Below are 24,622 nucleotides of genomic sequence, written 5' to 3' on the forward strand. Positions count from 1 at the left end.
GGCGATTGGTGCCGTGGATCGCCGGAAAGTTCGATGGTCACCTGAAAAATGCTTGATTCGCCGCGCCACTTGAGGCGAATCCATTAAGCCTTAACGCAATCCGTAGCAGCTGCCGAGGCACGAGGCTGCGTTCGGCCGCGCAGCGGTCGTGAAATCAACCGACGCGGTATTTCAGGAAACCTGCGTACTCAGGTTTTACGACTGCTTCGCAGCCGAACGCAGCCTCGTGCCTCGGCAGCTGCTACGAGCCGCGCCGCCCATCCTTTTTCGTTTGCATCAGACCGTGCGGAGCTGGTATCTGTACGCATAACCAGTACTCGCTCGCCATGGCCCTTTTTCCTGTGATTGCAAACCCGCTCGACGATCCGTTCTATTACTTGAACAACTTCATGCAAGTACTTGATTGGCTTGAACATCGCTATGCCGATGTGTTGAGCCCGGAAGAACAGCATTTCATTGTTCAGTTCAATCGGCTGCCCCGTGAATCCCGGGCACTGCTGGTGCGGATGGTGATGCGCAAGGGACTGCATTTCAGGGCCGGCAAGCTGCATTACGTCGAGATTGGCGATATCGCCCGCGCTGCCGGTCCGTTGCTGGAACTGGGCTGGATCGATGGGCAGTCGCCACTCTTTATAGAGGACGTGTTCGACGTATTGCTCAAGGCCGAGATTCTGCAATGCCTGGGCCACGCCATCGAGCAGCCCAAAGGCAAGAAGACTGAGTGGCTGCCGCTGTTGAGCGAGCAGTTTCCCGAATCCCGCTGCTTCCGGGACTGGTGCCCGACTCTGGATGACCGACTGTTCAGTCTGACCATCATGGGCCTGTGCGACCGGTTGCGCCTGATGTTCTTCGGCAATCTTTACCAGGACTGGTCGGAGTTCGTGCTGGCTGACCTCGGCATCTACACCTATGAAAAAGTCGAGTTCTGCGCCGAGTCCCGAGGCTTGCGCAGCCGTGAAGACGTGGACGCCTGTGTGTTCTTGCACGAATGTCAGCAGCGCTTCGAGGCCGGGGAAGCGGTGGCGGAGGTTGTCGAGCAGATCAACGCATTGTCGCTGGGCAATCCGTGGTTGCAACGCCGTCGGGGCAAGTTGTTGTTCCAGATCGGTCAGTATTGCGAACGCATCGCCGACTTTCCCAATGCCCTGGCCATCTACCGTGAATGCGCCTATCCCGGCGCGCGTTTGCGCCTGATCCGGGTGTTGGAGCGTTGTGGTGAATACGCGTTGGCGCTGGAGCTGGCGGTCATCGCCGAGTTGTCGCCGGAAAGCGCCGCCGAACAGCAAAAACTGCTGCGGGTGCTGCCACGGCTACGGCGCAAGTTGGGCGGACCGCCGATGAAACGCGCGGCGCCTCGGACCATGGAGCGTCTGGACCTGCAACTGCCCCGCACCGATCTGGCGCTGTCGGTGGAGTATTACGTGCAGGCGCATTTGGCCGAAGACGCAGCGCCGGTGCATTACGTCGAGAACAGCCTGATCAACTCGCTGTTCGGCCTGCTCTGTTGGCCGGCGATCTTCGCGCCGTTGCCGGGGGCGTTTTTCCACCCGTTCCAGCGCGGGCCGGTGGACTTGCTCAATGAAGACTTCCACGAGCGCCGCGCCGAGTTGTTCCGGGGATGCCTCGCCGAACTGGAAGACGGGCGTTACCGCCAGACGATCCGCGAGCGTTACCAGGCCAAGTGGGGCGTGCAGTCGCCGTTCGTGTTTTGGGGCGCGCTGAGCGAAGAACTGCTCGATCAAGCGCTGGACTGCCTGCCGGCCGAGCACCTGAAACGTTGGTTCGACCGCTTGCTACTGGACATCAAGGCCAATCGCGCCGGCATGCCGGACCTGATCCAGTTCTGGCCGCAGGCCAAGACCTACCGCATGATCGAAGTCAAAGGCCCCGGCGATCGCCTGCAAGACAATCAACTGCGCTGGCTCGAGTTCTGCCACGAACACCAGATGCCGATTGCCGTGTGCTACGTGCAATGGGCGGAGCAGAGCGCTTGAGCTACAGCATTGCGGTGCGGGCGCTGTGTGAGTTCACCGCCAAGGTCGGCGACCTCGACCTGCGCTTCACGCCGTCACCCACGGCGCTGGAAGGCATCGTCGGCCATCGCACGGTGGCGTCCCGGCGCAACGACCGCTACCAGAGCGAAGTGGCGCTGGAAGGCCTGTACCAAACGCTGAAGGTCAAGGGCAGGGCGGACGGCTACGACCCGACGCAAAACTGCCTGGAAGAAGTCAAAACCTATCGCGGCGACCTGAGCAAACAACCGGCCAACCACCGCCAGTTGCACTGGGCCCAGGCCAAGGTCTACGGCTGGCTGATGTGTCAGAAGCTGCAACTGGTCGAGATCAATCTGGCGCTGGTGTATTTCGACATCGTCAGCGAAAAGGAAACCTGTCTGGTCGAGGCCTTCAGTGCCGCTGAACTGGGGGCGTTCTTCGAGCACCATTGCCGGTTGTTCCTGCATTGGGCCGAACAGGAAATGGCCCATCGCGAAGCCCGCAACCAAGCGGCCCAAGTGTTGAAGTTTCCCCATGCCGGGTTTCGTCCGGGGCAACGGCATCTGGCCGAATCAGTGTTCAAAGCCGTCAGCACCGGCCGCTGCCTGATGGCGCAGGCGCCTACCGGGATCGGCAAGACCGTCGGCACGCTGTTCCCGATGCTCAAGGCGTTGGCGCCGCAGCAACTGGACAAGGTGTTCTTCCTCACGGCGAAAACCCCGGGGCGCAAACTGGCGCTGGACGCGGCGCAGGTCATTCTCGACAGCGCCGACGCGCCCCCGTTGCGGGTTCTGGAGATGATCGCCCGGGACAAGGCCTGCGAGCACCCGGACAAGGCGTGTCACGGCGAATCCTGCCCGTTGGCCCAAGGCTTCTACGACCGCTTGCCCGCCGCGCGCCAGGCCGCCAGCCGCTTGAGCCTGTTGAACCAGCGTGCGTTGCGCGAGGTGGCGCTTGAGCACAACGTTTGCCCGTATTACCTGAGCCAGGAAATGGCGCGCTGGGCGGACGTGGTGGTCGCCGACTACAACTATTACTTTGACTTCAGCGCCTTGCTGTTCGGTCTGGCCCAGGCCAACAACTGGCGGGTCGCGGTACTGGTAGACGAAGCCCACAACCTGGTAGAGCGCGGGCGGCAGATGTACAGCGCCAGCCTCGACCAGTCGACCCTCAACGGCGTGCGCAAAACCGCGCCTGAGCCGCTGAAGAAGTCCTTGCAACGGGTCAATCGCGAATGGAACGCCTTGCATGATCAGCAACTCAGCCCTTATCAGGCTTACGACAAGGCCCCGGAAAAACTGCTGCAAGCCTTGTCATCGTGCGCTGCGAGCATTGGCGACTACCTGAACGATCACCCGCAAGGACTGGACAGCGCCTTGCAGAACTTCTACTTCGAGATGTTGCAGTTTGGCCGGGTGGCGGAGCTGTTCGATGAGCAGTACCTGTTCGACATCAGCAAACGCGACCTGGAGCGCAAACGTAATCTGTCGCAACTGTGCCTGCGCAACGTGGTGCCCGCCGGGTTCATTCGCCCGCGCCTGACCGCTGCGCGCAGCACCGTGCTGTTTTCCGCAACCCTGAGCCCGCGGCATTATTACGCCGACCTGCTGGGCACCCCGGCGAATACCGTCTGCATCGACGTCGAGTCACCGTTTCATGCCGATCAGTTGCAAGTCAGGATTGTCAGCCAGATTTCGACCCGGTTCGTTCACCGCCTAGCGTCCCTTGAACCGATTGTCGAGCTGATCGCCCGGCAGTTCACCGAGCTCCCCGGCAACTACCTGGCGTTTTTCAGCAGCTTCGATTATTTGCAGCAAGTGGCGCAGTTGCTGGCCGAGCGGCATCCGCACATCACGTTGTGGTCGCAATCCCGGGGCATGGCTGAAACCCAGCGCCAGGACTTCCTCGACCAATTCACCGCACACAGCCAGGGCGTCGGTTTCGCGGTGCTGGGCGGGGCGTTCGGCGAAGGCATCGACTTGCCCGGCGCGCGGCTGATCGGTGCCTTCATTGCCACCCTGGGGCTGGCGCAACTGAACCCGGTCAACGAACAGATGAAACACCGCATGGCGGCGATCTTCGGCGCCGGGTATGACTACACCTACCTGTATCCCGGGGTGCAGAAAGTCGTGCAGGCCGCCGGGCGGGTGATCCGCACCCAGCAGGATCGCGGCGTTGTGATGCTGATCGATGACCGGTTCGGTGATAGCAAGGTCAAGCAATTGCTGCCGGGTTGGTGGTCAGTGGGTGTAGGCCGGGGCGTATCGATGTAGGCGATAAGGGGCGCTGGAACAGAGGTTTTTTCGGAGTTTTATGTAGGACGAGTCCCTTTAAAAACAAAGACATATCCTGATAAACAAGCTCTTTTGAACAATCGACGATAGCTGCTTTATTAAAGGTGCAGTAATCCACTTTCAGTCGATTCTTTGATAAGGAAATCAAGGTATGCCTCATAAATCGAACTACACATACACCCCTGAGCAAGTCACCACGGCCTTCACTGAAATCACGTCAACGTTATTAACCGATATCACCGCCGAACCCACCCCTAAAATGCTTATCATCGCCGGGCTGCCAAGCTCGGGAAAAACCTGGCTGCTGGAAAAAAACCTGCTGCCATCCAACCGTTACATCAATTACGTACGTCTGTACCTGCCCGAGTACCGGAAAAAACACCCTCAATACGCGGACATGATCAAACAGGGTGTCTTGCATGCCTATGAGCACACCGAAGCGTTTGTCCGGGAGCTCAGCACAAAGATCTTCGTCGAGGCCTTTACGCGCAAATACAACATCATCATGGAGTGCGCGTTCGACAGCATCGACTTCGCCTTATTCCCGCCGTCGGCCACCGCGCTCGGCTACCAGTTCGAAACCCATATCGTGGGCTGCAATCAAGAGTTCGCGCATCTGTCGAGTATCAAAAGGGCGCTCAGGAGCCTGGAAAAGCAGGAGCTGGAACGCTTCGTCAATCTAGATGCATTGCAAACCAGCATGAGCAATGCCCAGGCGACCATCCTCGCCTTCGACGCCGCCGCGAAAGCAGTCAGCGGCGGGCGAATCTATTTGTATGAACGCGGATTCGGCGCACTCAAGGAACGAACCTTGCGCGGCCACAGTACCTACACCAAAGCTGACGATGGTTCACTGACGGTCAGTGGCGTGGCGACCCCTTATAACTACAGTGCGTACGACACGATCATCAACAATCATGTGTTTTCCAGGGCGGATCGCGACGAGATGGTCAAGGAATGTCACCTGGCATTGCTCAAGACCGGGGCCTACGCTCAACATGTCCCGGACTTCGTTTACAACGACCTGCATGCCTACATCATCAAGTACGTGTACCGATAAGCTGTAGCCATTCGGCGGCAAAGCGATGACAGTCGCCCGGCCAGCGAGCGGTGAGCAGTTGCCCATCGCGCACCACAAAGCCATGTTGTGGGTTGTCCGCCGAATCCCGTTTGGACAGCCACGGGCCACGCTGGAAATCTGCAGGTTTGCCTAGGGCGGCGCGCACTTCGGCTTCGACGGTGTCCCGATAGGTCCGGTAATAACGCCCAAGCCACAATCCCGTGAGGAGCCAGGCCGGCAGTTCCATGGTGCGGGCCACCAGCGCCGTGACCTTGTACCCGTCGATGACCGGGCGCCCGGTGTCGGGGTCAAGGGTGCGGGCCAGCAACAGCACGCCATGACAAATCGCCGCCACGGGTTTGTCGGTCTGGAAAAAGTGCAGGGCGATGCGCCGCGCCTGTCCGGATTCGAGCAGGCTGCGCATGCCTTTGGCGTGACCGCCGGGAATCAGCAATCCGGTGAATTGCGCCGGCTCGACATCGGCGTAGGCCAAGGGCCGCAGGAACGCTTCGTCCTCGATCATTCGGGCGTAGCTGGCCAGATCGGGTTTGCGCGTCATCAGGACCGGGTTCAACAGGCCGAAACCTCTGTCCACCAGGCGCGGGTCGGCGTGGGCGGGCACGCCATCGGGCGTGGCGAAACGCACCTCGATACCGGCCTGGCGCATGGCCTGCCAGGGCACGCTGCTTTCAGTCGGATCGTAATCGCGGGTCGGCAACAGAATCAGAATCATCGAGGGCATGTTCCTTGGCCGGACGTGGCAGGTGGCATCGAGAATAGGTGTTCTGTAATCGTCACTCCACTACAACATTCCACGGCCCGGCTAATACGGCTGTCCTATCCTGTGGTTTGTCGCATACTCCACAGAACAATAACGTCGGGAGGGATCAATGAGCGGTGATCGGAGCAAAACCAAGGCTATCGAGGACAGCCGTTTTCGTCAGCTGATCGATTCCGTGGTGGACTATGCGATCTACATGATCGACCCCGATGGCATCATTACCAGCTGGAATGCCGGCGCCAAGCGTTTCAAGGGCTACGAAGAGGCTGAGATTCTTGGCCAGCACTTCTCGCGCTTCTATACCGAGGCGGATCGTCTGGCCGGTTTGCCCCAGCGCGCGCTGGACACGGCGAGGACGGAAGGGCGCTTCGAGGCCGAAGGCTGGCGGGTGCGCAAGGACGGTACGCTGTTCTGGTCCCACGTGGTGATCGATCCGATTATCGACCCGTCAGGCACGTTACTGGGTTTTGCCAAGATTACCCGGGACCTGACCGACCGCAAAATGGCGGAAGAAACCCTCAAGCAAAGCGAGCAGCAGTTTCGTTTGCTGGTACAGAGTGTCACCGACTACGCGATCTACATGCTTTCCCCGGACGGGCACCTGACCAACTGGAACCTCGGTGCCCAGCGCATCAAGGGTTATCGCCCGGAAGAAGTGATCGGCAAGCATTTTTCGATGTTCTACACCCCGGCGGACCGCGAAGCCGGCGAACCACAACGAGCGCTGGCGACGGCGGCGCGGGAAGGGCGTTTCGAAAACAAGGCGTGGCGCTTGCGCAAGGACGGGACGCAGTTCTTTGCCCATGTGGTGGTGGACCCGATCTGGGGCGAGACGGGGACGCTGCTCGGGTTCGCCAAGATCACCCGCGATATCACCGAAGTGACGCAAGCCCAGCAGGCCCTTGAGCAAACCCGCGAAGCGTTGTTCCAGGCGCAAAAGATGCAGGCGATCGGCCAACTCAGCGGCGGGATTGCCCACGACTTCAATAACCTGCTGACGGTGATCCTCGGCAATCTGGAAATCGTGCGTAAACGGGTGTCGGACGATCCCAAAATCCTGCGCTTGCTGGACAACGCCACCCAAGGTGCCTTGCGAGGCGTCTCCCTGACCCAGCGCATGCTGGCCTTCGCCCGGCGCCAGGAACTCAAGACCGAATCGGTCGAGATCCCGGCGCTGATCCAAGGGATCACTGGCCTGTTGCGCAGCTCCCTGGGGCCTGCGGTCAATCTCGAAACCCAATTCGCCCCCGATCTCGAACCGGCAGCGGCCGACCTTAATCAACTTGAACTGGCGGTGCTGAATCTGGCAACCAACGCCCGTGATGCCATGCCCGACGGTGGCAAGATCGTTATCAGCGCCCGGAACGAACAGGTCAGCGATCCGGCCCGATCATCCTTGCCGGTGGGGCGGTATGTGTGCCTGAGCGTCGCCGATACCGGGGAAGGCATGGACCCGATTACGCTGGCGTCGGCGACGGATCCGTTCTTCACCACCAAAGGCGTGGGCAAAGGCACAGGCCTGGGGTTGTCGATGGTTCACGGCTTTATCGCGCAACTGGGCGGACGCTTCATTCTCAAGAGTCAGAAGGACGCCGGCACCACGGCCGAACTCTGGTTGCCCGTCGCCACGCCCGGCTCGGTGGTCGCACCTGTGATCGAGACGCCGGCCCTGTCGATGATCCCGGGGCTGAGCGTTTTGGTGGTGGATGACGACAGCCTGGTACTGACCAGTACCAGCCTGCTGCTCGAAGACCTGGGTCATCGGGTGATCAGCGCGGCATCCGGGGCGCAGGCGCTGGAGGCATTTGAAAGCGGTCAGGCCATTGACCTGGTCATCACCGACATGGCGATGCCGAAAATGAACGGTGCGCAACTGGCGCAGGCGATCCGCAACCGCAAGCCAGATCTGCCGATCATCCTGGCCACCGGTTACGCCGAGCGTCTGGAAGGCTTTGTGACCGAACTTCCGCGTTTGTCCAAGCCGTTTACCCAGTTGCATCTGGTGGAGATCATTGCCCAAGCGATGAAATGACCGGGGGCGAATCGGGCTGAACTTTGCCAACCCAGGTTTCTTCTAAACGCTTTCCACTCTGTGTGTGAGCGCCGTGCCAAGAATACTGACCGAAACCATTGCCGAAGAAGCGCTGACCGAGCACAACGCCAAGATGTTCGGTTCGCCCAAGGAACGCCTGGACTTCTATCGCCGGGAAATCCAATACGAAACCAGCATTCTGGCCAACCGCACCGACGCCTATCTGGCGGCGCAATCGTTCCTGGTGATCGCCTTCGCGTCCTGCATGTCGAATCTCAATCCGGAGTGGGGCAAGCTGTTTACCCTGGTGGTGCCACCCTTTCTGGCACTGTTGGGCGTGCTCAGCTCGTTGAACGCTTGGCCGGGCATTCGGGCGGCGTACGACATCATCGATCATTGGCACTTCAAGCAAAGCCAGTTGCTGAGCAGCGAACCGTTGATGGGGTTGGCCTACGATGAATCGCCGCTGTTCGCTGAAACAGAGTCGAGCCACAAGGGTTATCGCAAGTCGCTGTTGTTCTCGGTGCGCACGCCATGGATTTTTGCGACGTTCTGGATGCTGTTGGGCAGTTATGCGGTTTACATTCAGGTCACGAATCCAGGGGCCTAAACGCGAGGCCCGGTGTTCACCGGGCCTCTTGCATCAACTTCAAGCCGCCAAATTGGCCGCCGTCATTTCCTTCTTGTATTGAGCCTTGAGCATTTCCATCTGCTGCCCCAGCTCATCGAGCGTGGCTTTGCCCAGCAGCTTCCTGGCTTGCGGGAACATCTCGGTTTCTTCTTCCTCGATGTGATGTTCCAGCAGTTCCTTGACCACTTTCACCCGGCCCGAGAATTCAGGGGTCGAAGGATCGGTGGTTTTCAAGTCCGGCAGTACCAGGGAGTCCACGGTCCGGTGTTCTTCCTTGGCTTCGTAGTACATGACTTCCTGTTCTTTGCCACCGGCCTTTTTGTAGGCGGGGTACAGCACTTCTTCTTCCAGACGGGTGTGGATGGTGATCTCCATTTCCAGTTTGGCGATCAACTCCGTGCGTTTTTTCACCGCGCGTTCCGTGGACTCACTCAACTGGCCAAGGATGCCTTTTACGCGTTCGTGGTCGGCTTTCAACAGGTCAATGGCGTTCATGGTCGAACCTCTTGTTTTAGTCACTGGACAGCGCGGACGCTCGGGTTGCCGTCAGTCGCTTACAGTGCAGGAGCATTTCCCGTGCCTGTTTTCAGTCGAGGTAAAAACAAATTTAAAACAATAGGTTGAGAGGTCTGTTGAGAATTGTTGCCGTGCAAGGTGCATGAATTGACGAGGCTGTTCAGTGCAAATCGCAGCCCCTAAATAAAAAGATCGCCGCGTTCGGCAAGTCCTGCCGAAGGCGGCGATCTTTTGTATGGCTTAAATCCGTGAATCGAAACCGTCAGTCCGGGATTTTGCATGCAGCAAAGCCAAGGTCTGCGCCGACGGAAACTCTTCTTCAATCAGCCGCAGATGATCAATCGCTTCCTGAAACTTCATATCAGCCTTGTGCCGTAGTGCCTGGTACTGAGTAAACAATTCAGCATCCAGCTCGACCTTTTCCAGCAGTTCAAACGCCTCCTGGCTCAGTCGATGCGCGTCTTCGAACAATTGACGATTGCATTCAAGTGCGAAGTCGCGGCAAGCCTGTGGGTTCACCGGGGCCGAGAAGTACTGCATAGCGTTCACCTTGTTTTGGGGAGAGCCACGGAGGGCTGGATAAAGGTGTGACTATTGGCCTCTGGAGGAAATTTCATTATTTTCAGGCGGAAAATTGGATGGATATTTAGCTGGCTATCGTAAAAATAATCAGGAATCTTGATTATTTCGACGCTCGTACCGGGCGAGCATCGGTTGCGTACTGATGCCGTGAATCAAGATGCTCAGCGCCACCACGGACAGCGTCAGGTCGGTGCACAGGGTCGCCACGGACGGGGGAAGGTCGTGGTTCAGCACATAGAACAGGTAGTAAAAACTGCCGATGCCGCGAATCCCGAACCAGCCGATCAGAGATCGTTGACGCCCATCGAGCAAACGGCCCCAGGGGATCAGCCACACACTCAAGGGACGAATCACACAGAACAACACCGCCGCAATCACCAGCGCCCGCCAGTCCCAGTGCGCCACCAGCACCACCCCGAGCAACGTCACCAGGAACACTTCCATGGCCCGCTCCACCAGGCTGCCGAAGGCGAGCATATCGCCCATCATGATGCCGGCCGCGACCTGGGTGTCTTCGAGTTTTTCCACATCGCCGTGTATCGCGGCTTCAGGCTCGACGTTCTGATGACCGACCACCGGTTGCACCAGATGCTCGGCAGGGGTCTGGGTGTCGCCGGTGGATTTGACCTCGGCCTGACGCAGCCCCAAACCGGCGGCGAATACTGAGAGAAAGCCGTAACCGTGGATTGACTCGGCGGCCACATAGGCCAGGGCGATCAGCGCCAGGGTCAGGTAATCATTGGGCGAAAAGGTGCTGTCGGCATTACGGATGCGCATCGACAAGGTCACTCGTCCAATGCCGTGACCCATCCAGTAACCGGTCAGCAACCCGGTGGGCACCGCCCACAACAGACTTTTCAACGCCCAGTCATCGAGCCAGGCACTGGAACTGCCACTCTGCTGCAGAAACAGCAAACCCAGGATGACAAAAGGAAACGCGACCCCGTCGTTCAGTCCCGCCTCACCCGAGAGCCCGAAACGCACCGGATCGTAATCCTTGGCGTCGTTGACCTGTACCAGCGACGCCAATACCGGATCGGTGGGAGCCAGGATCGCGCCAATCAGCATCGACGGCCCCCACGCCAGATCCAGGCCGTAATGCAGTAACAGGCACACGCCGGCAATGCTCAACAGCATCACCGGGCCGGCGAGGCCGAACGCGACTCGCCACTTGCGATCCCTGAACGGCAGACGCAACTTCAATCCGCAGACAAACAACGAAAAGAGCACCGCGACTTCCGTCAGGTGCTCCATCCAGATTGCCGCGTCCTTGATGTCCAGCTTGAGCAAACCCATGCCCGCCGGACCAATGCCGACTCCGAGCGCCAGGCACACCGCCGAAGTGGTCACCGGCATCCAGCGCAGAAACGACGACGTCAGCGCCAGCGTCAGCAGCACCGCACCCAACACCGCCACCCATAAAATGAAACTCATGCCGGACGCTCGCTGGGTGGGTGCATTCGCCGGCTCAACCGACGGTCGCGCGCAGGTATTCAGGCGCCAGGACGTTGGTCCACAGCAGAATCATTTCCACCAGGATGGTCACCAACACCAGCAGACCGAGGCCCCAGACGCTGGCGGCGTACAGCAGGCCCTGTTCCTTGCGTTCATGCATGAACGTCGGCAGGCCGACGAACAACAGGAACGTCGCATAGGCACAGGCCGCCGCCAGCACAATGACCGCTAGCCACAGGTTCGGGTACAACCCGGCGAAACCGGCGATAAAAAACGGCGTCGCGGTGTAGGCCACAAAGCCGATGCATTGATTCACGGTAGGCCGGGCATCGAAGGTGCGCGACATCCAGCGGATAAACAGCCCCATCAGCGCCACGCCGGCGAGGATGGTCAGGTACAGCAACCCGCAAAGTTGCAACGCGCTGCTCGGGCTGAGTTTCACGATTTCGTTCTCGGCCAGGCTCCAGCCGACGTGGGTGGTCCCGATATACAGGCATACCGCCGGGATCAGGGCGAGCAGTACCAAATGCGCGAGGTAGTGGCGCGGATGCTCTTCTTCCTCGTGACGAATATCCGTCCAGGCGTAATTGGGTTGGGTAAACAGCTTGATAATAGGTGCGGACATGACGACCTCCAGATATCAAAGGCCCACCAGGGGCAGGCCTATACAGTGTGGAGTTCTGGAATCGGCGGCGGGTTCCATTTAAAGCATCGGTTTGCCGCCCGTCACACCGTAGCGCTGGCCGGTGATGTAACTGGCCTCGTCCGACGCCAGCAGCACGTAGATCGGTGCGACTTCCACCGGTTGGCCAGGGCGGCCGAGCGGTGTCTCGCCACCAAAGTTCTGCACCTCCTCATCGGTCATGGTCGAGACGATCAGCGGCGTCCAGATCGGGCCCGGCGCCACGCTGTTCACGCGGATGTTCTTCGGCCCGAGCATCTGCGCCAGGCCGCCGGTGAAGTTGGCGATCGCGCCTTTGGTGGTGGCGTAGGGCAGCAGGGTTGGCTTGGGCATGTCGGAGTTGACCGAACTGGTGTTGATGATCGAGCCGCCGGCCTTCATGTGTTTCAGCGCGGCCTGGCAGATGCGGAATATGGCGGTGATGTTGACGTCGAAGGTCATCACCCATTCTTCGTCGGGGATGTCTTCGAAGTTCTGGTGGGTCATCTGGAACGCGGCGTTGTTGACCAGCACATCGATGTGGCCAAAGCGCTCGACGGTTTGGCTGACAATGGCCTGGCACTGGGCTTTTTGCGCCAGATCCCCTGGCAGCAGCAGGCATTGACGCCCGGCCTGTTCGACCCAGCGCGCGGTTTCCTCGGCGTCTTCGTGTTCATTCAAGTACGAGATCGCCACGTCGGCGCCTTCACGGGCGAAGGCAATCGCCACCGCGCGCCCGATGCCGCTGTCGCCGCCGGTGATCAGCGCGATCTTGCCTTCCAGTCGGCCGGAACCCTTGTAGCTCTGCTCGCCGCAGTCGGGATACGGGTCCATTTTCTTTTGCGAGCCGGGCACGGATTGCGGTTGTTTGGCGAAGGGCGGTTTTGGGTAGTCAGTCATCATCGATCTCCAGTCACAAGGCAAAAGGGCGAGGGCGGATGCCGCTCCTGGAGGGTTGACCCTGGGCTTTTGCGTGGAGTTCGGTTGGATTTCGGATGGCGGAGCCTGGAGCGCAAATATCACAAACCACACAAATCCCCTGTGGGAGCGGGCTTGCTCGCGAAGGCGGTGGGTCAGTCAATTTAGATGTCGACTGACACGACGCCTTCGCGAGCAAGCCCGCTCCCACAGGGAGATTTTCATCGATTGAGCAAACTGCGCTCCATCCGCGCAAGGCCTTCTTCCAGCAACGCCCGTGGGCAGCCGAAGTTCAGGCGCACGAACTGATGGCTGTGATCGCCAAAGTCCAGCCCGGCGCTCAAGCCGACCTTGGCCTGTTCAAGGAAGAACCGTTGCGGATCGTCCAGCCCCAGCGCCGAGCAATCGAGCCACGCCAGGTAAGTGCCTTGGGGCACGTTGATGGTCACGCCCGGCAGGCGGGTGCGAACCGCGTTCACCAAATAGTCACGGTTGCCGTGCAAGTACGTCATCAACTCGGCGAGCCATGCACCGCCCTCGGTGTAGGCGACGCGGGTGGCTTCCAGGCCCAGCGGATTGACGCTGTCCACCAGACCGCAACGGGCGTGATTGACCCGAGACAACAGCGCCGGGTCCTGAATGATCATGAACGAAGTCTTCAAACCAGCGATGTTGTAGGCCTTGCTCGCCGACATCAGGGTGATGGTGCGTTTGGCGACTTCCGGGCTCAGCGACGCCGTAGGAATGTGCACGCGCCCGTCGAAGCACAGCTCGGCGTGGATCTCGTCGGAGATGATCCAGGCGTTTTGTTGCAGGCAGATATCGGCCACGGCTTGCAGTTCTTCCCGGGGGAACACCTTGCCCAGCGGGTTGTGCGGGTTGCTCAGCAGCAGCGCGCCGCCACCGGTCAGGGATTCGCGCAATGCATCGAGCGGGGTGGCGTAGGAACCGTCGGCCTGGGCGACAAATTCCAGCTCGACCTTGTTCAGACCCCAATGTCCCGGCGCATGTCGCAGGGGCGGGTAGTTGGGCGTCTGCACCACAACGTTTTGCTGTGGCTCGACCAACGCATTCAGCGCCATGTTGAAACCCGATTCCACACCCGGCAGAAACACGATTTCCTGCGATTGGACGCGCCAGGCATATTTGTTCCAGAGGTCGGCGACGATGGCGTCGCGCAGGTTCTCCGGCGCCACGCTGTAGCCCAGCAACGGGTGTTCCAGGCGTTTTTGCAGGGCCTGGATGATCACCGGCGGCGCGGCGAAATCCATGTCTGCGACCCACATCGGCAACACGTCGGCCGGGTAACGGCTCCATTTGGTACTGCCGGTTGCGTGGCGGTCGAACACCTGATCGAAATCGAAGGTCATGCTCAGTCTCATAAAGGGCGGGGATTAATCACGGCGGCCATGATAAGCCCCCAACCTATGTGGGAGCGAGCTTGCTCGCGATAGCCATCTCACATTCAACATCATTGTTGACTGACCCGCCGCCATCGCGAGCAAGCTCGCTCCCACAGGGGATTGGTGTTGTGCCGACGGTCGGTTTTCATCTGGGACGCCGTTTCATTGGCCTAAAGTTTGAAATACCGGCCGCCAAGCTGCCGCAACCGTGTTTGTCCAGAAAAACCCGGCAAAGCACCGGGTTTCCACCTGATCAGGAGTGCACGATGGACCTCAACCGTCGTCAGTTCTTCAAGGTCGCCGGTATCGGCCTTGCGGGCTCGAGCCTCGGCGCGCTGGGCATGCTCCCGGCGCCGGCCTTTGCCGAGCAAGTGCGTCATTTCAAACTCGCCCACACCCATGAAACCCGCAACACCTGCCCGTATTGCTCGGTGGGTTGTGGCTTGATCATGTACAGCCAGGGCGACCAGGCCAAGAACGTCGCCCAGAGCATCATCCACATCGAAGGCGACGCTGATCACCCGGTCAATCGCGGCACCCTGTGCCCCAAAGGCGCGGGCCTGCTGGACTTCATTCACAGCCCCAGCCGCTTGCAGTACCCGCAAGTGCGTAAGCCTGGCAGCGCTGAATGGACGCGGATCTCCTGGGACGAAGCCCTGGACCGCGTGGCCGACCTGATGAAGGCCGACCGCGACGCCAATTTCATCGAGAAGAACGCCCAGGGTCAAACCGTGAATCGCTGGCTGACCACCGGGTTTCTCGCGGCGTCGGCGGCGTCCAATGAAGCGGGTTACATCACTCACAAAGTGATTCGTAGCCTCGGCATGTTGGGATTCGATAACCAGGCGCGTGTCTGACACGGTCCGACGGTGGCAAGTCTTGCCCCGACGTACGGCCGTGGTGCCATGACCAATACCTGGACCGATATCGCCAACGCGAACCTGATCCTGGTGATGGGCGGCAACGCAGCAGAAGCGCACCCGTGCGGCTTTAAATGGGTGACCGAAGCCAAGGCGCATAACAAGGCGCGGCTGATCGTGGTTGATCCACGCTTCACCCGCACCGCGTCCGTGGCCGACTATTACGCACCGATCCGCACCGGCACCGACATTGCTTTCATGGGCGGACTGATCAATTACCTGCTGACCGAAGACAAGATCCAGCACGAATACGTGCGCAACTACACCGACGTCTCGTTCATCGTCAAAGCCGGATACGGCTTCGAGGACGGGATTTTCAGTGGCTACGACGTGGCCAAGCGCCTGTACACCGACAAGTCCGGCTGGGGTTATGAACTGGGCGAGGACGGTTTTGCCAAGGTTGACCCGACCCTGCAAGACCCGCGCTGCGTCTATCAACTGATGAAAACCCACTACAGCCGCTACAACATCGACCTGGCGAGCCAGATCTGCGGCATGCCCGTGGACGCGATCAAGAAAATCTGGGAAGAAATCGCCACTTGCTCGACACCGGGCAAGACCATGACGATTCTGTATGCCCTGGGTTGGACCCAGCATTCCATCGGTTCGCAAATCATCCGCAGCGCGGCAATGGTGCAACTGCTGCTGGGCAACGTCGGCATGCCCGGCGGCGGGGTCAACGCCTTGCGCGGGCACTCGAACATCCAGGGGCTGACCGACCTCGGCTTGCTCTCCAATGCGCTGCCCGGCTACCTGACCCTGGCCGTGGATGGCGAGCAGGATTACAAGGCTTACATCACCAAACGCACGCAGACACCGTTACGGCCGGGGCAATTGTCCTACTGGCAGAACTACAGCAAGTTCCACGTCAGCCTGATGAAATCCTGGTACGGCAACAACGCCACCGCCGAGAACAATTGGGCCTACGACTACCTGCCTAAACTCGATATCCCGAACTACGACATCCTGAAAATGTTCGACCTGATGGGCCAGGGCAAGGTCAACGGCTACATGTGCCAGGGCTTCAATCCGATTGCCGCGTTGCCGGATAAAAACCGGGTGATGGCGGCGCTGGCCAAGCTCAAATGGCTGGTGGTGATGGATCCGCTGTCCACCGAAACCTCGGAATTCTGGAAAAACGTCGGGCCATACAACGACGTGACCAGCGCTGACATCCACACCGAGGTCATTCGCCTGCCGACCACCTGTTTCGCCGAAGAGGACGGCTCGCTGGTCAACAGCAGCCGCTGGCTGCAATGGCACTGGAAAGGCGCCGACGGACCGGGCGAAGCGCTCACCGATATCAAGATCATGGGCGAGTTGTTCCTGCGTCTGCGCAAGCGTTATCAGGCGGAGGGCGGCGCTTACCCCGATCCGCTGCTGAAGCTGTCCTGGCCGTACAAAATCCCGGACGAACCATCGCCGGAGGAACTGGCCAAAGAAATCAACGGCAACGCCACCGTCGATTTCACCGATGCCACGGGCGCGGCGATCAAGGGCAACGCGCAGTTGGCGGGGTTTGCGCAGCTCAAGGACGACGGCAGTACCGCGTCCGGCTGCTGGATTTTCTGCGGCAGTTGGACCGAAATGGGCAACCAGATGGCCCGCCGCGACAACAGCGACCCCTACGGCATGAAGCAACATTTGGGCTGGGCCTGGGCCTGGCCGGCGAACCGGCGGATTCTCTACAACCGCGCCTCGGCCGACCCGCAAGGCAAACCGTGGGACGAGAAAAAACGCCTGGTGTGGTGGAACGGCAAGGCCTGGGGCGGCACCGATGTGCCGGACTTCAAGGTCGATTCGGCACCGGAGGCCGGGATGAACCCGTTCATCATGAACCCCGAAGGCGTGGCGCGGTTCTTCGCCGTGGACAAGATGAATGAAGGGCCATTCCCTGAGCATTACGAACCGTTCGAAACCCCAATCGGCATCAACCCGCTGCACCCCAACAACAAGAACGCCACCAGCAACCCGGCGGCGCGGATCTTCGATTCGGTGTGGGACACCCTCGGCGTGGCCAAGGATTACCCGTACGCCGCGACGAGCTATCGGCTGACCGAGCATTTCCACTTCTGGAGCAAGCACTGCAAGCTCAACGCGATCGCCCAGCCGGAGCAGTTCGTCGAGATCGGCGAAGTGTTGGCGAAAGAGAAGGGCATCGTGGCCGGCGACAAGGTGCGGGTCAGCAGCAAGCGCGGCTTTATCGAAGCGGTGGCGGTGGTGACCAAGCGCATTCGTCCGCTGCAGGTCAACGGCCAGGTGGTGCACCACATCGGTATCCCGCTGCACTGGGGGTTTACCGGGCTCACGCGCCACGGCTATCTCACGAACACCTTGGTGCCGTTCCTCGGCGATGGTAATTCCCAGACCCCGGAATCCAAGTCATTCCTGGTCAACGTGGAGAAAGTCTAAATGGCCAGCCAAGACATCATCGCCCGTTCGGCCACCACCACCGAACCGCCCTCGGCGCGCAATCAGGAGGAAGTGGCCAAGCTGATCGACACCACCAAGTGCATCGGCTGCAAGGCGTGCCAGGTCGCGTGTTCGGAATGGAATGAGTTGCGCGACGACGTGGGTCACAACCTTGGCACCTACGACAACCCGCAGGACCTGACCTCGGAAACCTGGACGTTGATGCGTTTCACCGAACACGAAACCGACGCCGGCAATCTCGAATGGCTGATTCGCAAGGACGGCTGCATGCACTGCGCCGAACCCGGATGCCTGGCGGCATGCCCGAGTCCGGGGGCGATCATCAAGCACGCCAACGGCATCGTCGATTTTGATCAGGATCATTGCATCGGCTGCGGTTATTGCATCACCGGTTGCCCGTTCAACATCCCGCGCATCTCGCAAAAGGATCACAAGGCTTACAAGTGCACGCTGTGCTCGGACCGGGTCGCCGTGGGCCTGGAACCGGCCTGCGTGAAAACCTGCCCGACCGGCGCCATCGTCTTCGGCACCAAGGAAGACATGAAGGAACACGCCGCCGAACGCATCGTCGACCTCAAGAGCCGTGGCTTTGAAAACGCCGGTCTGTATGACCCGGCCGGGGTCGGCGGCACCCACGTGATGTACGTGCTGCACCACGCCGACACGCCGCAGATTTACGCCGGGCTGGCGAAAGATCCTGAAATCAGTCCATTGGTGGGCTTGTGGAAAGGCGTGAGCAAACCCTTGGGCTTGCTGGCCATGGGCCTGGCGGTGCTGGCCGGGTTCTTCCATTACGTGCGCATCGGGCCGCAGATTGTCGAAGAAGATGAACTGCCACCGTACAAGGATCCGGCGGTGCACGAGGTCGATCCATCGGTGCACACCTTCGATCCGCGCGGGGAGGACAGACCATGATCCGCAAACAGATCCTGCGCTACACCGCCAACCAGCGGACCAATCATTGGCTGGTGGCGATCCTGTTTTTCATGGCCGCGCTGTCGGGGCTGGCGCTGTTTCACCCGGCGCTGTTCTGGCTGAGCAACCTGTTTGGTGGCGGGCCATGGACGCGGATTTTGCATCCGTTCATGGGTGTGCTGATGTTTGTGCTGTTCCTCGGGCTGGTGATTCGCTTCTGGCGCGCGAACTTCTTTATTCGCAACGATGGGCTGTGGCTCAAGCGCATTGACCGGGTGATCCAGAACGAAGAGGAGGGCGTGCCGCCGATTGGCAAGTACAACCCCGGCCAGAAGTTGCTGTTCTGGACCTTGCTGTTATGCATGTTAGGGTTGTTGTTCACCGGGCTGGTGATCTGGCGTGCCTACTTCAGCGCGTATTTCGGCATCACAGTGATTCGTTGGGCGATGTTGCTGCATGCGCTGGCCGGGTTTGTGCTGGTGTTGAGCATCATCATTCACATCTACGCCGGGATATGGATCAAGGGCTCGATCAGCGCCATGGTCCACGGTTGGGTCAGCCGTGCCTGGGCGAAGAAGCACCATGAACTCTGGTATCGGGAAGTGACCCGCGACGAAGACCCCGACCGACCGATCAGAAAAGGATAAGCACTTGGCGACGATTCTTGAGCCTGGCGAGATCGAAGCGGCGGCGAGTTCCCCGCCGTTTCTGCACTTGCCGCCGCGTAACCTGTTCACCCTGCGCGCGCAGCGGCTGGAGCGCTTGGCCGAAGGGCATCCGCTGGCGGACTACCTGCGGTTGGTGGCGGGCTTGTGTCATCTCCAACAGGAAATGCTGGATGATCTGCCGGTTGATGAGATACCAGACCCCGAGCGCTTGAACGCCTGCCAGCAGCACGGTTTGCCGCCGTTCGCCGCTGACAGTCTGGTGCGCGAAGGCGAATGGCTGCCGTTTATGTACGCGCTGTTGCTGCGCTACAAGCCACCGCCACAACCGGCGGTCAAAAGTGCGATCAACATGCTGCTAGGGGCCAACCCCGGACAGCTCAAGGCGTGGGCCGTTGCCCTGGTCAGCGGTCAATATTCGTTGCTGCCCGCCGAAGTGGTGCCGTTTCTCGGCGCGGCGTTGCAAGTGACCTGGAGCCATTGGTTGTTGGACACGCCGAACCTCAACCTCAAACCCGGCGACAGCCTGAGCCAATGCCCGGCCTGTGGTTCGCCGGCGATGGCCGGGGTGATTCGTCATCGCGGCAAGTTCAACGGTTTGCGCTATCTGGTGTGTTCGCTGTGTGCCTGTGAATGGCATGTGGTGCGGGTCAAGTGCGTGTATTGCGAGCAGAGCAAAGGCCTGGAATATGTGAGCCTCGATGACGATCGATACGCGGCGGATCAGGCGCCGTTGCGTGCGGAGGTCTGTCCGGGCTGCAACAGCTATTTGAAACTGCTGTATCTGGAAAACGATGCCGAGGCTGAAGCCTTGTCCACGGACCTGACCAGCCTGCTGCTGGATATGCGGCTGGAGCAGGAAGGCTATCAACGGCTGGCACCGAATCTGTTGTTGGCCCCCGGAGGCGACTGAGGCTACCCCTGAAAGCTCTGCGTCTACACTCAGGCGCGACGGTCCATCGCTTTCGGGAGTTGCCGATGTCCAACCTGCGCCTGCCTTCCATCGACAGTTTGTTGCGCCATCCAGCGTGTCGGCCGCTGGCTGAGCGGTATGGGCGGGAGGCATTGCTGGCGAGTCTGCGGCAGTTGCTCGATGACCTGCGCGGGCCGGTGCAGCTCGGTGAACTCGACGCTTTCGAAATAACCCCTGAAGTGCTGGCGGGCCGCGTCGGTGAGCGTTTGATTGCGCAGCATCGCAGCCATGTGCGTCGGGTGTTCAACCTCACCGGCACGGTTTTGCATACCAATCTGGGCCGGGCGCTGTTGCCAAAGGAAGCCATCGACGCGGTGCACATGGCCGCGCGTTATCCGATCAACCTTGAGTTCGATTTGCACAGCGGCAAACGCGGTGACCGCGATGATTTGATCGAAGGCCTGATCCGCGAATTGACCGGCGCCGAAGCCGTCACGGTGGTCAACAACAATGCCGCTGCCGTGCTGCTGACCCTCAACAGCCTGGGCGCGCGCAAGGAAGGCATCATTTCCCGGGGCGAGTTGATTGAAATCGGCGGCGCGTTTCGCATTCCCGACATCATGGCCCGGGCCGGGGTGAAGCTGGTTGAAGTCGGCACCACCAATCGCACCCACGCCAGGGATTATGAGGCGGTTATTGGTTTGCGCAGTGGCTTGATCATGCGCGTGCATGCGAGCAACTACGCCATCTCCGGTTTCACCACGAGCGTGCCGACGGCGGAACTGGCTGAGCTGGCGCACAAACATGCCTTGCCGTTGCTGGAAGACCTGGGCAGCGGCAGTCTGCTGGACTTGACGCGTTGGGGCCTGCCGGCCGAACCGACGGTGCGTCAGGCGCTGCTGGATGGCGCGGATATCGTCACGTTTAGCGGCGACAAGTTGCTGGGCGGGCCGCAGGCCGGGTTGATTGTCGGGCGCAAGGATTTGATTGCGAAGATCAAGAAAAACCCGCTGAAACGCGCATTGCGCGTCGACAAGTTGACGTTGGCGGCGCTTGAGGCGGTGTTGGGTTTGTATCGCGATCCGGATCGACTCGCTGAGCGCTTGCCGAGTCTGCGTTTGCTGACCCGGCCTCAGGCCGACATCCTCGCCCAGGCCGAACGCCTGCAACCGGTATTGGCGCGGGTGCTAGGCGAGGGCTGGAGCGTCAGCGCGGTGCCAGCGCTCGGCATGATCGGCAGCGGCAGCCAACCGGTGGCGCGCTTGCCGAGTGCGGCGTTGTGCTTGCGGCCGGTGGTTTCCAAACGCCTGCGGGGGCGTTCATTGCATGGGCTGGAAGCAGCGTTCCGGGCCTTGCCGATTCCGGTACTCGGTCGCATCGACGATGACGGGTTGTGGCTGGACTTGCGGCAACTGGACGACGAAGCGGCGTGGCTGGCGCAACTCGATCAGTTTAAAGGAAGAGCAGGGTGATCGTCGGCACCGCAGGGCATATCGACCACGGCAAGACGTTATTGCTTGAGGCACTGACCGGTCAGGCGGGGGATCGTCGCCGCGAAGAGCGCGAACGGGGCATGACCATCGACCTCGGCTACCTCTATGCGGCGCTGGAACCGGGGGCGGAGCTGACCGGGTTTATCGACGTGCCCGGGCATGAGCGTTTCACTCACAACATGCTCGCCGGGGCGCAGGGCATCGATCTGGTGCTGTTGGTAGTGGCGGCGGATGACGGCGTGATGCCCCAGACCCGCGAGCATTTGGCGATTGTCGAGTTGCTCGGCATTCCTCGGGCGCTGGTGGCGATGACCAAGTGTGATCGGGTTGAGGCGGGCAGGGTTGAGGAGGTCAGATTTCAAGTCGAAATGTTGCTGGCGCCTGGCCCGTTTGCCGGCGCGCCGCTGATTGCGTTGTCGAGTGTCACTGGCGAAGGTATCGAGACGCTGCGTGAAGCGCTGCTCGCTGAGCAAAAACATGTCCTGCAACGCAGTACCCGTGGCGGCTTTCGTCTGGCGATTGATCGTGCCTTCAGCGTTGCCGGCGCCGGTATCGTGGTCACGGGAACGGCACTGTCGGGAACCGTGGCCGTGGGCGATACGTTGCTGCTCGGGCCGTTAGGCAAACCGGTGCGAATACGCGGGCTGCATGCTCAGAATCAAGCGGCTGACAACGGGTTCGCCGGCCAACGGGTGGCGCTGAACCTGAGCGCTGAACGCCTGAGCCGGGAACAGATTCACCGTGGCCAATGGTTGCTCGCCGAATGGCTGCATGCACCGACTCAGCGGCTGGATATCGAGATGCATTTGTTGCCCAGCGAAGCCACCGCGTTTCCGCACTTTCACCCGGTGCACGTGCACCTCGGCACGCAGGACGTGACCGGGCGTGTGGCATTGCTGGAAGGCCCGGGCCTGGCCCCCGGCGAGCGGATGTTCGCGCAACTGCTGTTGAACACGCCGGTACACGCGGTGAAGGGCGATCCGCTGATCCTGCGCGACCAAAGCGCCCAGCGTACCCTCGGCGGTGGCCGGGTGCTCGATCCTTTTGCGCCGAGCCGACAGCGGCGCAGCCCCGAGCGATTGGCGCAGTTACAGGCCCTCGCCAGCATCGACAGCCTTGAAGCGGTCATGCCTGCGCTGCTGAGTAACAGCGAAAGCGGACTCGATCCGCAACGTCTTGAGCGCCAGTTCAATCGTCCGCGCGATAGTTGGGTCCTGTCTGACGACGTGCGCCTGATCCACACCCGCCAAGGTCCGTTGTTGTTCAGCGCCGCCCGTTGGGATGCGTTGAAGGCGCCGTTGCTGGAACACCTCGCACGCTTCCATCAACAGGAACCGGACCAAATGGGCCCGGACCGCGATCGCTTGCGCCGGTTCGCGGGCTCCGCGCTGGACCGTCCTACGTTTATCAGCCTGCTCGACGAATTGCTCGCCAGCGGCGCTATCGTCAGCAGCGGACCATGGCTGCATCTGCCCGAGCATCAAGTGCGCCTCAGCGCCGAAGACGAAGCCTTATGGCAACAATTGCAGCCCGTCATCGAACAGGCCGGTTTCAATCCGCCGTGGGTGCGTGACCTCGGCCATGACGAAGCGGCGGTGCGCTCGCTGCTACGCAAAATGGCGCGACTGGGGCTGTTGCATCAAGTGGTGCGCGACCTGTTCTACACCGACGCGGTGCTGCGCCGATTGGCGGCTATGCTGTTGCAACTGGCCGGTGAAAACCCGGTCGTCGAGGTGGCAGCGTTTCGTGATGCTGTGGGGTTGGGTCGCAAGCGCAGCGTGCAGATTCTGGAGTACTTCGACCGGATCGGCCTGACCCGACGCCTCGGTGATCGGCGCCAGATCCGCCGCGACAGTGCTTTGGCCCAGACCAACGAATAAGGAAGGCAATCGCGCCCGGTGGCGCGGCCGGGCTTCAAACCCGGTTGGGGACGGCATCCGTTCCCGGGCAGGTTCGACTCCGGCTGCCTTCCGCCAGTTTCACCGTGGCTCCAGCTCCTTGATCAGGAAATCAATGAACGTGCGGGTTTTCTGCGGCACCCGCCGCGCCGAGGGATAAACCGCGTTGATGGTGATCGGTGGCGCCTGCCAGTCGCACAGCACCGACACCAGACGACCCGCCGCCAGCGCGTCTTCGACGATGAAATCCGGGAGCAGGGCGATGCCCATGCCGGCTTCGGCAGCCTGGGCCAGCAAGTCGCCGTTGTTGGCGTGCAACGGGCCGGTGACGTTGACCCGATGCGTGTCCTTGCCATTGCTCAGTTGCAGGCTGACGCCGCTTTGCAGATAGCCGTAGTTCAAACATTGGTGGGCGGTCAGGTCCTTGGGCACTTGGGGCGTGCCGGCACGTTTCAGGTAGGCCGGCGAGGCCACCATGATTCGCGGCGCCGGGGCCAACAGGCGGGCGACCATGGACGAGTCGGGCATGCTCGCAATCCGCAGGGTCACATCGAAACCGCCGCGCACCGGGTCCACCTGTTGGTCGCTCAGCACAAGCTGCAGCTCGATGTTCGGGTGCAGTTCATGGAACAGCGGAATCAGCGGTCCCAAACGCCGCAGTCCAAACGACATCGGTGCGTTGATCCGCAGCACGCCACGCAATTCGCCCACGCCGTCCCGAGCCCGTTGCTCGGCTTCATCCAACGAGGCGATCAGTTCCCGCGCCGCGTCGTAATACTCGGCGCCGGCCTCGGTCAAGTGCAGGCTGCGGGTGGTGCGTTGCAGCAATTGCACGCCGATCGCTTCTTCCAGCGCCTGAATCTGTTTGCTGACTTTTGAGCGCGGCACATCCATCGCCCGGGCTGCGGCGGCGAAGCCGTTTTCGCCGACGGTCACGATAAACGCGCGCATGCATTCGATACGGTCCAAGGATTGTCCCTAATTTGGAATCAATGATTCCCGATTCTAGGGAATTGTTCCTTTTATGGCTAGCGCCTAAATTAGCAACCAAGCCGCCA

19 protein-coding genes and 1 tRNA gene are annotated in these 24,622 nt (G+C 60.6%); 12 read left to right on the forward strand and 8 right to left on the reverse strand.

Annotation, left to right across the window (positions count from 1 at the left end):
* The first annotated feature begins 326 nt into the window (after nt 1-326).
* From HB680_RS15625 to HB680_RS15635, 3 genes are all read left to right on the forward strand, one after another.
* On the forward strand, nt 327-1,994 hold the full coding sequence (locus tag HB680_RS15625) for a VRR-NUC domain-containing protein (protein ID WP_213939521.1): 1,668 nt from the start codon (nt 327-329) through the stop codon (nt 1,992-1,994).
* Entirely contained in the window at nt 1,991-4,267 is a 2,277-nt protein-coding gene (locus HB680_RS15630) for an ATP-dependent DNA helicase (protein ID WP_213939522.1), read from the forward strand. The genes HB680_RS15625 and HB680_RS15630 overlap by 4 nt, the downstream gene beginning before the upstream one ends.
* A 172-nt stretch (nt 4,268-4,439) precedes the next feature.
* Nucleotides 4,440-5,348: a zeta toxin family protein gene (locus tag HB680_RS15635; RefSeq protein ID WP_213939523.1), complete on the forward strand. Its 909-nt coding sequence runs from the start codon at nt 4,440-4,442 to the stop codon at nt 5,346-5,348.
* Here the strand turns inward: HB680_RS15635 and HB680_RS15640 are convergent.
* Nucleotides 5,329-6,081 carry a type 1 glutamine amidotransferase domain-containing protein gene (locus HB680_RS15640; RefSeq protein WP_213939524.1) on the reverse strand — a complete coding sequence of 251 codons (753 nt, stop codon included), beginning with the start codon at nt 6,079-6,081 and terminating at the stop codon, nt 5,329-5,331. The two genes, HB680_RS15635 and HB680_RS15640, sit on opposite strands and share 20 nt — an antisense overlap.
* 157 nt (nt 6,082-6,238) lie before the next feature.
* Here HB680_RS15640 and HB680_RS15645 point away from each other — a divergent pair, with 157 nt between their 5' ends.
* Both HB680_RS15645 and HB680_RS15650 read left to right on the forward strand, forming a co-directional pair.
* The gene (locus HB680_RS15645) at nt 6,239-8,161 is read left to right on the forward strand and encodes a PAS domain-containing sensor histidine kinase (RefSeq protein ID WP_213939525.1); all 1,923 of its coding nucleotides are present in this window, start codon (nt 6,239-6,241) and stop codon (nt 8,159-8,161) included.
* 73 nt (nt 8,162-8,234) lie between these two features.
* Entirely contained in the window at nt 8,235-8,771 is a 537-nt protein-coding gene (locus HB680_RS15650; protein WP_213939526.1) for a hypothetical protein, read from the forward strand.
* Nucleotides 8,772-8,810: 39 nt separating this feature from the next.
* Here the strand turns inward: HB680_RS15650 and HB680_RS15655 are convergent, their stop codons facing one another.
* From HB680_RS15655 to HB680_RS15680, 6 genes are all read right to left on the reverse strand, one after another.
* Nucleotides 8,811-9,287, reverse strand: coding sequence for a hemerythrin domain-containing protein (locus HB680_RS15655; RefSeq protein ID WP_213939527.1), 477 nt, complete (start codon nt 9,285-9,287; stop codon nt 8,811-8,813).
* Between the two features lie 261 nt (nt 9,288-9,548).
* The gene (locus HB680_RS15660; protein ID WP_213939528.1) at nt 9,549-9,848 is read right to left on the reverse strand and encodes a hypothetical protein; all 300 of its coding nucleotides are present in this window, start codon (nt 9,846-9,848) and stop codon (nt 9,549-9,551) included.
* 129 nt (nt 9,849-9,977) lie between these two features.
* On the reverse strand, nt 9,978-11,324 hold the full coding sequence (locus HB680_RS15665) for a sodium:proton antiporter (protein WP_213939529.1): 1,347 nt from the start codon (nt 11,322-11,324) through the stop codon (nt 9,978-9,980).
* Between the two features lie 34 nt (nt 11,325-11,358).
* Nucleotides 11,359-11,970 carry a Yip1 family protein gene (locus HB680_RS15670; RefSeq protein WP_213939530.1) on the reverse strand — a complete coding sequence of 204 codons (612 nt, stop codon included), beginning with the start codon at nt 11,968-11,970 and terminating at the stop codon, nt 11,359-11,361.
* A gap of 78 nt (nt 11,971-12,048) precedes the next feature.
* Nucleotides 12,049-12,906 carry an SDR family oxidoreductase gene (locus HB680_RS15675; RefSeq protein ID WP_213939531.1) on the reverse strand — a complete coding sequence of 286 codons (858 nt, stop codon included), beginning with the start codon at nt 12,904-12,906 and terminating at the stop codon, nt 12,049-12,051.
* Between the two features lie 239 nt (nt 12,907-13,145).
* Entirely contained in the window at nt 13,146-14,294 is a 1,149-nt protein-coding gene (locus HB680_RS15680; RefSeq protein WP_213939532.1) for a PatB family C-S lyase, read from the reverse strand.
* A 299-nt stretch (nt 14,295-14,593) separates the two neighbouring features.
* Between HB680_RS15680 and fdnG the strand changes: the two genes are divergently transcribed.
* From fdnG to HB680_RS15715, 7 genes are all read left to right on the forward strand, one after another.
* Nucleotides 14,594-17,659 carry a formate dehydrogenase-N subunit alpha gene (gene fdnG, locus HB680_RS15685; protein WP_213939533.1) on the forward strand — a complete coding sequence of 1,022 codons (3,066 nt, stop codon included), beginning with the start codon at nt 14,594-14,596 and terminating at the stop codon, nt 17,657-17,659.
* Complete coding sequence (gene fdxH / locus HB680_RS15690; RefSeq protein WP_213939534.1) at nt 17,660-18,595, forward strand: formate dehydrogenase subunit beta; 936 nt, start codon at nt 17,660-17,662, stop codon at nt 18,593-18,595.
* A complete protein-coding gene (locus HB680_RS15695; protein WP_213939535.1) occupies nt 18,592-19,242 on the forward strand; it encodes a formate dehydrogenase subunit gamma in 651 nt (216 codons plus the stop codon). The genes fdxH and HB680_RS15695 overlap by 4 nt, the downstream gene beginning before the upstream one ends.
* A gap of 4 nt (nt 19,243-19,246) precedes the next feature.
* Entirely contained in the window at nt 19,247-20,173 is a 927-nt protein-coding gene (fdhE, locus tag HB680_RS15700; RefSeq protein WP_213939536.1) for a formate dehydrogenase accessory protein FdhE, read from the forward strand.
* 65 nt (nt 20,174-20,238) lie between these two features.
* Nucleotides 20,239-21,645, forward strand: coding sequence for an L-seryl-tRNA(Sec) selenium transferase (selA, locus tag HB680_RS15705; protein WP_213939537.1), 1,407 nt, complete (start codon nt 20,239-20,241; stop codon nt 21,643-21,645).
* Nucleotides 21,642-23,546, forward strand: coding sequence for a selenocysteine-specific translation elongation factor (gene selB, locus HB680_RS15710; protein WP_213939538.1), 1,905 nt, complete (start codon nt 21,642-21,644; stop codon nt 23,544-23,546). Before selA ends, selB begins: the two co-directional genes overlap by 4 nt.
* Nucleotides 23,547-23,642, forward strand: a tRNA-Sec gene (locus tag HB680_RS15715).
* A gap of 3 nt (nt 23,643-23,645) precedes the next feature.
* Here the strand turns inward: HB680_RS15715 and HB680_RS15720 are convergent.
* Nucleotides 23,646-24,533: a LysR family transcriptional regulator gene (locus HB680_RS15720; RefSeq protein ID WP_213939539.1), complete on the reverse strand. Its 888-nt coding sequence runs from the start codon at nt 24,531-24,533 to the stop codon at nt 23,646-23,648.
* Between the last annotated feature and the right edge of the window lie 89 nt (nt 24,534-24,622).

The sequence above is a fragment of the Pseudomonas sp. dw_612 genome (assembly GCF_018449725.1).
GTDB lineage: Bacteria > Pseudomonadota > Gammaproteobacteria > Pseudomonadales > Pseudomonadaceae > Aquipseudomonas.